The organism is Vibrio sp. 1557 (assembly GCF_033340175.1).
Taxonomy (GTDB): domain Bacteria; phylum Pseudomonadota; class Gammaproteobacteria; order Enterobacterales; family Vibrionaceae; genus Vibrio; species Vibrio alginolyticus.
The window spans coordinates 430,187-442,908 of record NZ_JAWOVZ010000001.1 but is presented as its reverse complement, the minus strand read 5'-3'; the positions used below and the strand labels follow the sequence as shown (position 1 = coordinate 442,908).

The following is a 12,722-nucleotide window of genomic DNA, read 5'->3' as shown; positions in this document are numbered from 1 at the left end:
AGTACAATTTATTGGATAAAAAACCAAAAAGTTGGATTAAGATAATAATAAATTGTTCTAACTTTAAAAAGTGAAAATAACCATATAAAACCGTGTAAATAAAGTCATTAAAACTAATAAATCCGTCACTTTTACTATCAATTAATTTAGAATAACAACGCCATTAAAATAACCACAAACATTAATGTCACAATAATCATTAAAAATAACCAACAAACGATAGTCAAAATATCTTGATAAAAAAAGAACGCAATCACTTTTAGTATAATAGCCGCTACCTCTTTTCCTCTAAAGAATAAAATGGCTATGATAAATATAAACCTTTCTTCATTAATTCAGCGTCTACACCCGATTGCAAAAGTAGCATTAGAAGACGCCGCTGCACTTGCAGTCTCTGAAAAAGCAAACGAAGTTCAAATTGAGCATTATTTACTGAGTCTATTAGAAAGGCCAAATAGTGATTTTGACGTCTTATTAAGTCATTTTGATTGTTCTGAGAACTTATTAAGACAATCGGTTCGATCCACACTCGACACCAACGCCAAAGGAAATGGCAGCAAACCTGTTTTTTCTGCTTTATTAATCGAATGGTTGCAAGAAAGTTGGCTGGTTTCTTCTTTAGATCTATCCGAAACACAAATCCGCTCTGGTGCCCTACTCCTTACTCTTGTTAGCAACCCTCTCCGTTACGGCCAACATGGTTACGCCTCTATCCTTGAAGCGGTAAACCCTGACAGCCTTAAGCGTAACTTTGCAGAGCTAACAAGCCAATCTATTGAGGCGCAAGTTGCTACTTCAGAGAAAACACAAGCTCGTGAGGATGGCTCAGCACTGAGCAAGTTCACAACAGACTTCACTGGTAAAGCACGCAAAGGCGAAATCGATCCTGTTTTCTGCCGCGACCAAGAAATCCGCCAAATCGTGGACATTCTTGCTCGTCGCCGTAAAAACAACCCTATTGCTGTTGGTGAACCGGGCGTTGGTAAAACCGCAGTAGTAGAAGGTTTGGCACTTAAGATTGTACAAGGTGACGTACCAGACAACCTCAAAGGTGTTGAGCTTTACGGGCTAGATATGGGTCTTCTGCAAGCTGGTGCAAGCGTAAAAGGTGAATTCGAAAAACGCCTAAACGCGGTATTGGATGAAGTGAAAAACTCGCCAACCCCTATCATTCTTTTCATCGATGAAGCACACACCCTTGTTGGCGGTGGTAACCAAGCGGGCGGCAGCGACGCGGCAAACTTGCTAAAACCAGCCCTAGCGCGTGGTGAAGTGAAAACCATCGCTGCGACAACATGGTCGGAATACAAGAAGTACTTCGAGAAAGATCCTGCTCTTGCGCGTCGTTTCCAATTGGTGAAACTCGACGAACCGTCTCCTGAGCAAGCAGCATTGATCATTCGTGGTCTGCGCCCAGCATACGAGAAGTCACATAACGTTTACGTGCGTGACGATGCTATCACTGCTGCGGCAGCACTTTCTGCTCGTTACATCTCTGGTCGTCAACTGCCAGACAAAGCGATCGATGTACTAGATACGGCGTGTGCACGAGTGAACATCAGCCTTAATGCCATTCCTGCTTCTGTTGAGACTCTGCAACAAGAACTTGCAGCTCAACAGCGCGAGCTTGAAGCACTTGAGCGTGATGCTCTGCAGCAAACTGGCGACAAGCACAGCCTTGCTAACATTCCAGACCTAAAACTGGCAATGGAAACAACGAAAGAAGAGCTAGCAGAACAAGAAGCGCAATGGCACAAAGAAAAAGAGCAGATCCAAGAGATGATTGCTCTACGCTCTCGCTTACATGAACTGGTCTTTGGAGAAACAAATGAAGAAGAGCTTGTTGCAGACGAAGATTCAGAACAAGAGCAAGACGTTTCTCCATATGCAGAAATGGATGAAGAAGCCGTTCGCATTGCCATTTCGGCCTGCCAAGAACAGCTAGATGTAATCCGCAATGGCAACCCACTGGTTCACTTTGAAGTGGGCCCAGATGAAGTTAGCCACGTCATCTCGGACTGGACTGGTATTCCAATGGGTAAGATGCTTCAAGACGAAGCAGAAACCACGCTAAAACTGAAAGAAAGCCTAACACAAAGCATCAAAGGCCAAGAATACGCTATCGATGCACTGTCTGAAGGCATTCAAACTGCGAAAGCTGGTCTAGGTAACCCAGACGCACCAACAGGCGTATTCCTGCTGGTTGGCCCAAGTGGCGTGGGTAAAACCGAAACGGCTCGTGCGATCGCTGATCAAATGTTTGGTGGTGAGCGCTTTATGACGACCATTAACATGTCTGAGTTCCAAGAGAAGCACACGGTATCTCGCCTAATCGGTTCACCTCCGGGTTACGTAGGTTACGGTGAAGGCGGCATGCTGACAGAAGCGGTTCGTCAACGTCCATATTCTGTTGTTCTTCTTGATGAAGTGGAAAAAGCCGACCCTGAAGTGTTGAACCTGTTCTACCAAGTGTTCGACAAAGGCACGCTGAACGACGGCGAAGGCCGCACAATCGACTTCAAGAACACGCTGATCATCATGACCAGTAACCTTGCGACGCATGAGATCGAATCTTTGGTTCATCAATCCAAAGACATCGATGCGAACATCATCGCAGAAGCTATTCGCCCTACTTTGAACCAACACTTCAAACCGGCGCTGTTGGCACGTATGTCGGTACTGCCATTTGTTCCACTGTCTGATGAAGCAATGACTGAAATAATTCACCACAAGCTAAACAAAGTTTCTCAGCGTCTACAGAGCCATCACAAATTGTCTCTGAGCTACGAAGAAAGTTTGGTTGAGTTCGTACTAGGTAACTGTCGCCTTGCTGAAACAGGCGCGCGTAATATCGACGCGGTCATCAACCGTCAGTTGCTGCCGCAACTATCGACTCAGCTATTGGTGCATGACAAGGATGATTCACATACGCAAATCGAAGTGTCTGTCGATGAGCAAGGAACACTAACCTATGCGTTCAGCTAACCATAGCGAACTTAGTAACGCCCTACTTGCGATCAGTCAGTCTTTGGCTGATCGCAGCCAGCTTACCCAAACGTTGGATGCTGTGTTGACCGCTGCGAGACAAATGACCCTCGCAAAGCACGGCATCATTTACGTTTTGGACCAGACTGGGCAGGCGTTGATTCCAAGTACCGCTCACCATAACGATAAAACTATCGTTTCCCACCCTTGGGAAGCATTACAGTTAGACTCAGCCAGTGAGAACGATCCATTCAACTTTGCCATTCGTAATGGTGAAGTGGTGTTGATTAACGAGTTGTATAAGTACAACGGCTATGACTGCGAAAGCATCTATCAAACTGAGCAGACACTGGGATTAAAAAGCGAGAACTTATTGGCTTGGCCTTTGATTGATAGCGAAAGCAAAACCATTGGACTGTTAGTCTTACTCGATTTAAGTGTTATCGACAATGAAGCTGCATTGACTGAGTTTTGTCGTATGGCCGCGAGTAATATTCGCCAAGCTGTGTGGTTAGAGCAATACGGGCAAGTGATTAAAAATCTCAATGCCGACAATCACGCCCTAATGCGTGAGAACACTCAACTCAAAAAGCGTACCCAAAAAACCTATCAAGGTCCTATTGCAGAGAGCGAAGAAATGCTCAATGTCTTGAATCGTCTTGATAAGGTGTTATCTCTCCCTGTCGACGTTCTATTGCGTGGTGAAACGGGCGCTGGTAAAGAGGTGATCGCGAAATACATTCACGAAAACTCTAACCGTTCAGAACAGCCTTTGATCGTACAGAACTGTGCCGCAATCCCAGAGCAGTTATTAGAGTCGGAACTCTTTGGCCATAAGAAAGGCTCATTCACTGGCGCGGACAAAGACAAAGTCGGTTTGTTTGAAGCAGCCAACGGCGGCACGCTTTTCCTAGATGAAATTGGCGATATGCCAATGCTACTGCAGGCAAAGTTACTGCGTGTACTACAAGAACGCAAAGTTCGCCCTATCGGTACCAGCAAAGAGATTGAGGTGGACGTTCGCGTTATCGCCGCAACCCACTGTAATCTTATGCAGCAAATCAAAGATGGCGGATTCCGTGCCGATTTGTTCTATCGTTTGAATGTGTTCCCTATTACATTACCACCATTGAGAGCTCGCAAGTCAGACATTATTCCCCTTGCTGAACATTTCGTGCAACACACAACCAACACGCTAGGTTTGCCGCAAGCGCCAGGGTTAAGTGCCAACGTACGTAAACAGCTCCTTGCCTACCAATACCCAGGGAACGTGCGTGAGCTTAAGAACATCATCGAGCGCTCGGTGCTACTGTCCGATTTTGAAACCATTACTCACATTGAGTTTGGCGAACAAATCCCAGAAGATGTACCAAGTATCGACATGAAAGCAGCTTCACCTACCCCAGAGCAACCTGCTTACGAGCAGCAAGCACAAGCGGATTTAGAAGACGTTTCAAAGAGCCTTAAGGACGTTGTCAGCCAATACGAGCGCACAGTGATCATCGATTGCTTAAATGCTTGCAATTGGCACACAAAGAAAGCAGCTGAGCAATTGGCACTTCCAATGAGCACACTCAACCATAAAATGAAGAAATACGATATTTCTGCAGCTGGTTAAGCGAGAAGCGAGAAGCGAGAAGCGAGAAGCGAGAAGCGAGAAGCGAGAAGCGAGAAAATCTTACTTCGGTTTGCATTGATAAGAAAAGAAAAACCGCCCGAAGGCGGTTTTTTTATTTGTTATTTTGCCTGTAAAAGAGCGATTTCCGGAGCATTAAGAGAAGACGCTTGTTTCTTTATCCAGTTCTCAACATATCGTTTCTGCTCGTTCTGTACCTCTAGGTTTTTCCAGTGCAAATGATTCGCCTCACTTGTCGGCTTTTCCTTTTCAACCGTTTCTATCCATGGCTTACCCGTCATGAAGTCTTTCACCGCAGGAACTCGAAGCTCAAACTTCGGTAGTTCATAACCTTCACTCGTATCCATTTGTTCAAATGAAGCCAACTCGAGTCTGATAGGTTTTAGATCATTACCATCTAAAACATCACCAAAAGGTCTTAAACCATTAACTAATTTGCCTGTAGGCGACACATAAGAGTAATCAAAACGAACGATATAAAGGTGTTTTTTCTCGCTTGAAGTTAATAAACCGGAGAAATTAGCGTCATTCTGATCAATAAATTGAACGGCGCTTTGCTCCAGACCTGTAAGCTTAGTAGCGTCGCTATCGTCAAGGTCTAGATCAAAAACGGTTCTTGTTTCTATTCCGTGATACCCAGTATTTGACTTCTCGGTAACAAGACGAGAACGAATGTTGACCACTCCAGCATAATGCATCACGTCATGTTTAACTGGACCATCTTTGATCTGCAGTTTCACCCCACATTCAATGGCATTGAGTAACATTGTATCGTAATCGTCACTCGCACGATCATCCCCTAACACCGCAAAACAAAGTGAGAACCGTTGCTCTTTCGACCAATCAAACTTGTTGCTTATCAGTTTATTCGCATTGCTTTCACCCCAAGCAAGGTCACCGTCAATTTCAACACCAGGCAAAATAATAAGGTTGCCATCGATCACCTTCGGTGTAGTGTCTCGGGATGATGCAGACTCACTCATGACAAACTCTTCGATTAAAAAGTCAGTGTCTGTGAGTTTCGTCTTTTCCAATGTTCGACCGTTAAAGTTTTTCGCTTCTTGTGCAGGGCTTTGACCATCGATACCAAAGTTAACTTCAGTAATATCTAGAGTGTAATTTTTATATGTACCCAAGCCCTCTAACTTACCCGCTAGCAAATCATGTCCTCCTAGTGAGAAGACATATTTCATCTGTTCAAAAGCACCAGAGTCTCGAACATATTCAAATACGCTTTGACCTGTAAAGAAGGCTTTCACCTCATCTATGACTTTAACATTTGGACATAACGGCTTGATGCCATGGATTAAAAACTCACCAAATTCATATGTTGGTTCAAATTCAAGACCATGCAATTCCTCAACACGCTTACTCTTAAAGTGTTCTTTAATCGCTTCATCAGGGTCTTCGAATTGAGAAGCATCCATTTTTGTAAACAACACATCAAAGGTTGGCCCATGAGAGTCCAAACCAACAACAGCGGCGCGATAAGCGACCTCCTGTAAAAACAGTGTCTTAGACGAGAAACCATCTTTTAAAACCACCTGTAGTTTCACACGCGTTTGTGGGCGTAGCTTTCGTCCATTCTTCTCAAATATCCATTTGATGTATGGTTCCCATATCCCATCCTCTTGGACCAGCAAGCGACTGAACTCTATATCATCACGCCCAAGTTCTTCTTTGGCTAAATTGAAGTCGTGACAAAATGCCTTTAGACCTTCTCGGATAGAAGCACTTTCTTGCAAGGACTCATCTGATTTTCGGTCCAAAAATAGACGTGTTTGTACAGGGAATCCCGTATTAAATGCACCACCTATCTTTTCACCGTAATTCCATTGTAGCGAGCTATTGATGCCAGAGTTAGAGAACAAACCAGATTTGTTAAAACGGTTTACCCAGTTCAGGGCAAGCGTATTGCCATCATTGACTGGAATTTCCCAGTTATCACTCATGACATACAGCTGAATAAACTCGTCAACTCGATAATCCTCAATGAAATCATCAAAGTCACCCGTAAGGCTCCACTTAGCGCGGAGAAGCGTTAGTAACTCAATCAAAGAATTCAAAGCATAGGAGCGCAACAAAAAGCGCTTCAACAACTCATCATGATTCGCCTGTTTTTTAAGAAAGTCGGCTAAGCCAACGGCATCAATGATCTGAGGTTGAAGATCTTGACTGATCCCCTTATACAATGAGACAAGTTCTTTATTGATACTGCTGAGCGTTTTTAGCATGCTTTTGTTATTGTACTGAGCTTTGATCTCCTTAAACGTCGCATCACCAAAAAGATCACCATAGAAATCAGTTGCAGCGCCCAAAAGATCTGCCCCCACTTTACCGGCAAAATAATAGGCAGCCACTGGTGCGGCAGGCGTCCAGATTGCGACGCTTGCCATTGCGTCAACGGCGGCAAGAATCATCTTATCTTCAGCTTCCTTTGCCGCAAGCTGATGCCCTTCCCAAATTTGATGCGCGCGATTTAATGCCATCGTTCCAGATCGGCTCGGTGGTAGAGAAACCGCGAAGTCAGGGATGATCAACCTTACCTCTACACGTCGGTTCACAGCGATATCCGCATTATCTGATCGGTCGTTAACGTCGGCATAACCGTCGATATCATCGATCAGTTGTGACTTACCCTTAAATTCAATCCACAACCTTGATTCTAGGTTCGCTCGTTCTTCTCCGCTTGTTTTGGCGAGGATGGCCTCTTTAACTACATCCGCACGCATTTTTGATATCTTTAAGTTATTTTCATGCGTTCCTATTGGCCCTGCATGGCCAATAATGGCAACTTGGTAATCAGGGTTTTGGGATAAAAGCTGGCATAATTTTTCACATACTTCTATATAGTCGATATGCAGTACTTGAACTTCGTTCTCAAACTCAGCAGAGTTAAACTTGAAGTTCATTCGAACAACGACCCCTTGACCATCAGCAAAGATCTGAGCATTCCCTTCTTTACCAAGTGCTTCCTGCACCGTTTCTGCTTTTTTTTGCCAATGTTCTGGATTATCAAAGCGACGAACAAACGTTAAAGAAGAAAGATAGTTTTCAGCGTATTTACTTAAAGTTTCTTGCGCTTCTTTCGCATTTTTAATTTGTTCAGAGAACGCCGAATATTGATCGAACGCTTCCTTGCCACTTGCGATAACTCCAATTGCTGGTAGTGCGCGATTTGTTCCGCTCAAAAAATCACTGCTTAATCGTCCAACGCCACGCATGATTTTTGACTCTGGGCCTGCCGTTTTAAAAGCACGCTTGATATAAGGAATATCAATGACATGCTTTCTAAACACTAACGCTTGTGCTTGTTTCAGCGTTAGCTCTTTACGCGCAAAAACTTTTGCAAGGCTGACACTCTTTTTAATACCACTAGTGGCGGCAAGTGCCGAATGTAACGCGATACCACTCATCAGAAATGGAGGTAAGGCCCCCGACTCACTGTTTTCCCATAGCGCCTGCCCGATGGTTTTCGCCATTTCTGCAGGTGGGCCATATAGCTTTGCGCCCTCAATAGAGAGAAAGTCACTGCTCAACGATTCGTAGGTTTTGTTGATCGCTGCATGCAAAGATAACGGTGCAACGCCCGGTTTTTGCTTAGTTTGATAGGTTAACCCCTTCGTCGCGTAGTCTGAATAAGATGGCAACTGATTAGGGAATTGTTGGATGAGCGCTTCCTCTAAGGTGATCATGTCACCACACACGCACGCCATTTTGCCAATGCCCGCTGTATCGATAAACGTCAGTTTTTCATGCAGTTCATAAGTATATACATTCTGCTCCACATCAGTTTGAGGGTGTTTCATGAACTGCTTTGTGACATTGGCCTTCAGTACACTTTCGGGTAACACCTTACGTGTTTCATCGAATGCTAACCATTCATCTTCCCAAAATTGGATGCGCAACAAATAAAAACCATCTTCAACTTGGCTTGGATCGAGGTTAAACAATGCACTTGGTAAAACGTTTCGATCACCAATTTCATTCGCCCATTCTGCAACATGCGTATCGACAACCTTTACATCAATCACTTCTTCTGCGGCGCTCTCTAAATCACCCGCTTTGAGGTGTTTCACTGGTCTAACAAGCGAGACCTCAGCGCCGCTATAAAGCATGTCTGTAAAAAGTACCGCGCAACTGTGCATTCTTGGCACAACGAAACCTTTCAGGGGCTTGTTTCTTTTTTTCTGACGCTCCAACCAATCATTGTAACTTTGTTGCTCTGGCGTAAGATCGCCCCCAACATACTCAGGGGCAAGTTGACCAAGGGCAATTTCTGTAAGTTGGAACTTCACCCCAGTTTGCTTTGTTTTGTTAGTCCCATCATCAATATACTGGGCGAAATGCTTAATGTTTTCTGCAAGACTTGCCAGATCTTTTGCGCCTCCAGTACTTTCTGGTTCATTCTGCGGCGCAATCATCTGCGCTAACAAACGCAATGGTGGAAAGCTTAATTCATAGCTTTTCCCTTTGCTGATCCCTTCCGGTCGGTTGCCCAACTTGAGTAATTCATAATTGTCGACATCGCTTGGTGCAGAAGTTTCAGAATCGACTTTTTCTCCCGATAAAGGTTGTTTACCCGTTGCTTGTGATGGCTCGCCTAAACCTAACTCGACCAATTTTCCCTCTTTGGTGGTTCCCCACAGTGCGGGTTCGCCTCCTGACAAGGCATTGACCATCACGGGAGTCAAAGGAATGGGACGAATCTTACCCGCTAGCTCATTTACTTGGGTGAGATCTGGCTGGGTATGCCAGTCAGGGAATATATATTCACGGCCTAAGAACTTGCCCTCAAACAAAGCACCGAACAGATAGACTTCATTATCAAATGTGAAGGCCATTAGTTCACCTCCTTAAACCAGTTACCTTGATTTGCGGAGAGGTTATACACAATGGCGGGGTCTAACGTTCGGCTGTAACCCAACGGAGACCAACTCCACGCTTGTTTTGTCTGGTTGTTCTGTACTGACATCAGCATCGCATTATAATTCGTCAAAGAAAAACGATTATTTAGACCGATGGCATATTGCATTGCGCCATCACGGTCAATTTGTTTACCTTTTGCTAGGTCGACGACAAATACATTGTGATAGTTGCGATTAGCCGCCCAAACAATGTCCCCTTCTGGACTGATCGCCGTAAAATGCGCTTTTGCTTTCTTAACAGGTAACTTTTTCCCCCATTGAACGACCTTTGTCGTTTCATAAGTTTTTTCATCTTCTATAAGCGCAGCACCATTAGTCACACTGTAAATTAATCCATCGCGAATAAAGCCTGTCCCGGATATATGCAGATCCGTCTTTTCCGCTTCACCTTTAGCAATATCCCACTTATAAACCACACGACCAACCATACCAGTGCGGTAATAAACGTAGCTACTGTCTTCCGCCCACAAAAAGCCTTTCGGCCCTTCAATGTCATGTGGCAGCTCAATCATCTTCTGGGTTTTGATATCAAAAAGGTAGTTAGTCAAACCAAAACCGACTGCCACATAGCGATTATTTGGCGAGCGACTGGTTTTATCAACACCAGATCCATTCATACCTAACCAAGCCAAATCGGTCACCAAGCGTAGATCCGTGCCATCGGTCTTCATACTCCAGATTTTGGTTCGTCCTTCGTACTCGTTGTACATTGGATCCGGCTCATAGCCTGGAACACTTGATAAGTTTGCCCAGGTAAATTGAACGCGTGGCAAATCGTAAGAGCTCGCGTCATTTAAATCTTCCCTTGGCCATTCCTTAGCGCGGTGAATAAAGTAACGAGGAAAGTCACGTTGTTGATAAGTCGCAGAGTCAGATTTACGGACCTTGCTCTGCTCCATGGTGTAGTAGTTATGTTCACCCACGTAAGTGCGGCCGTCATCTTTACAACCCGCTATCGATAAAGCAGTAAGTAACAGTAATATTATTTTTTTCATGGTTTAACCTACCAATTCTGAAATGGGTACATTTTCTTCTACAACGACAAGACGTTGGCTACCGGTGGAGAGGCTCGAATGAACACCTCGAACAATATCGACGTTCTTGACCTCTGCCGGCGGGAATGCAAAACGCAGCGTCATATAACCATCGTCGTCTTTCATCGCTGAACGAAAGTACGATTTGTGAATCCAATCGTGTTCTATGTTACGAAGCCCAAAGAAATCGTCCGGCTGATCTGTCAAAGGCTCGTGAAGGTAACGTATAGAAGGCAAAGCGACTCTTGGAGCCAATTTAAGCCCCGCAACATTGCTCTCTTTGTGTTCGTTGATGACTCCACTGCCGATGCCTGTCGATGCGGTACCGGAAACTGGAATAATATTCTCGCCCGCATTATTAAAGCTTTGGGATGAGGAGTATATTTGCAACTCTGAAAGAGACTTAGCAATTGAAGCAGGATCACTCTCTAGCTCAGACAGTTCCGTGTTTGTCAAAGCCAACTCGGAGTAATGGATATAACATTCTTGTGCTTTTCCCGCGACTTTATATGGCACCCAAATATGCGGTAGAGGAACGCCTTGCGCAATACGCAAACCATCTTTGCCAGCTTTATAAGGGCTTAGCACCGTTTTAACAGTGATAGGATCAATATCTAATTCTGGAAAAACAACATCTACTTCCTCATCTACAAAGCGGAATACCCTAGCACCTTGATCAAGGCTTAGATGTCCCGAATACACTTTCTGACCGGATTGATAAATCTCAAATGCTTCTTCGCCAATATAGTAGTCTGGTACAAGGTTGGCCCCATCAATGTTGACATGTCGTGTTTTCATCGAGGATTCAGGATCATTATTTCTGTAGTACTCTAAATCGACATCAGCAAAGTAGCCTTTTGGTGTAACTTCAACCTCTCGCCAAACTTTGTTATTCCAGATTACATAGAAATAACCTTCTGCAACCAACTCATGTCCATTTGGGCCCTCTAGCATAGGTAGTACAGGCACCAACACGTTGTCCCACTCATCCATCTGAGTTTCTTTATCAACGGGTTGCAGGTCTTCGGCGAGTTTAAGCAAGATTGGCTGAGGCTGGTCGGAGCAAGGAATTTTGATATAAAGCGTTTTACCTTCAGCATCGAGATCTTTAAACGTCGCGAGGCTGCGGTGTTTGTTTTCTGTATCAGCCTTGCCTACAGTCACTTTTTCTTTTTGAGCTTCGGTTTTTCCCAACATCAAACATGCCGCGTTGCTAGACCACTGCCCTGCAAACTCGACAACGATTTTTTGATCTGGGCTTGGCTCAGAGGGGACATGCGTGTAACTACGAACTAAAGCAACATCGTCGGTAACCTGCTTGTATCCTGCTTTAAAAGCTTTGCTTTCATTCGAAGCTGATACAAAGTCAACGAGTGATTTAAGTCTAGGGAAGCTTTGCAGCTGAGAGTCCGTCAATGGCGACCGACGAGCAACGGTAGATAATGACACCCAATTGCCTTTTCCCAATTCGATTCTTATAGCAGCTAGCAATGCGCTGGTCGTTTTTTTGGCAGAGATGGAAATCTTTTGCGCCAATTCTTTAGGGAGGTTTCTGAGGATGTCATCTGAATTTCGCAAACGCGAAAGCTGTCCTATACACTCGTCCGGTGTAAGAACATAAGATAGCTCGTTGGAGGATAGCTTCGAGCTAGGTATAAATTTGCAAACTAAATGCATTTGAATTCTCCACAACCAACATCGTAAATATGGCTGCGGTGACAATTAAGCTGATAAGGCTTACAAGTACGATTTGGTCTGCGTATCCTACTTACTTAGCCATTTATTTTCAACGAGATAGAAAAATCGCCCGAAATCAAAAACACCAAAAAAATGGTGATTTTTACTATTAAAACATGCGATTCGACCACAATAAAAGCCAGTAACATCACCCACTCTGTCAAAATGGTAAAATCTTACTATCTAAAAAAATTTAATTTATGGACTGAAGTTAACAAAAATCGTAGTAACGTGTGCTTCAGGTAAGCACGAGGAAATTCAGAAGTTTATGAGGTGCCCTCCTCAGCAACAAACAACAAATTGACTGTTACTGAGGAAGTTTAAATAAAAAGGTGAGCGCATTACGCACTCACAAAAGTAACTGCTCTGAAGCTTGCTAGGATTAAATTTGCTTCATCGCGA

At 44.2% G+C, this 12,722-nt stretch carries 5 protein-coding genes; 2 read left to right on the top strand and 3 right to left on the bottom strand.

The window, feature by feature from the left end:
• Nucleotides 1-306: 306 nt before the first annotated feature.
• Nucleotides 307-2,985: a type VI secretion system ATPase TssH gene (tssH, locus tag R7070_RS01960; RefSeq protein ID WP_213960691.1), complete on the top strand. Its 2,679-nt coding sequence runs from the start codon at nt 307-309 to the stop codon at nt 2,983-2,985.
• Nucleotides 2,972-4,603, top strand: a complete 1,632-nt coding sequence (locus R7070_RS01955; RefSeq protein ID WP_137282741.1) for a sigma-54-dependent Fis family transcriptional regulator — start codon at nt 2,972-2,974, stop codon at nt 4,601-4,603. Before tssH ends, R7070_RS01955 begins: the two co-directional genes overlap by 14 nt.
• A gap of 119 nt (nt 4,604-4,722) precedes the next feature.
• Here the strand turns inward: R7070_RS01955 and R7070_RS01950 are convergent, their stop codons facing one another.
• Genes R7070_RS01950 through R7070_RS01940 form a run of 3 tightly spaced genes read right to left on the bottom strand, consistent with a single transcriptional unit; the run spans nt 4,723 to nt 12,260 of the window.
• The gene (locus R7070_RS01950; RefSeq protein ID WP_132937166.1) at nt 4,723-9,465 is read right to left on the bottom strand and encodes an OmpA family protein; all 4,743 of its coding nucleotides are present in this window, start codon (nt 9,463-9,465) and stop codon (nt 4,723-4,725) included.
• Nucleotides 9,465-10,544: a hypothetical protein gene (locus R7070_RS01945; protein ID WP_085569129.1), complete on the bottom strand. Its 1,080-nt coding sequence runs from the start codon at nt 10,542-10,544 to the stop codon at nt 9,465-9,467. Before R7070_RS01945 ends, R7070_RS01950 begins: the two co-directional genes overlap by 1 nt.
• A 3-nt stretch (nt 10,545-10,547) precedes the next feature.
• Complete coding sequence (locus R7070_RS01940) at nt 10,548-12,260, bottom strand: hypothetical protein (RefSeq protein ID WP_256900099.1); 1,713 nt, start codon at nt 12,258-12,260, stop codon at nt 10,548-10,550.
• Nucleotides 12,261-12,722 lie beyond the last annotated feature (462 nt).

What these genes read in the sequence shown, in the direction of transcription:
- tssH (WP_213960691.1), top strand. Translation starts at nt 307, where the DNA reads ATGATAAATATAAACCTTTCTTCATTAATTCAGCGTCTACACCCGATT.
- R7070_RS01955 (WP_137282741.1), top strand. Translation starts at nt 2,972, where the DNA reads ATGCGTTCAGCTAACCATAGCGAACTTAGTAACGCCCTACTTGCGATC.
- R7070_RS01950 (WP_132937166.1), bottom strand. Translation starts at nt 9,465, where the DNA reads ATGGCCTTCACATTTGATAATGAAGTCTATCTGTTCGGTGCTTTGTTT.
- R7070_RS01945 (WP_085569129.1), bottom strand. Translation starts at nt 10,544, where the DNA reads ATGAAAAAAATAATATTACTGTTACTTACTGCTTTATCGATAGCGGGT.
- R7070_RS01940 (WP_256900099.1), bottom strand. Translation starts at nt 12,260, where the DNA reads ATGCATTTAGTTTGCAAATTTATACCTAGCTCGAAGCTATCCTCCAAC.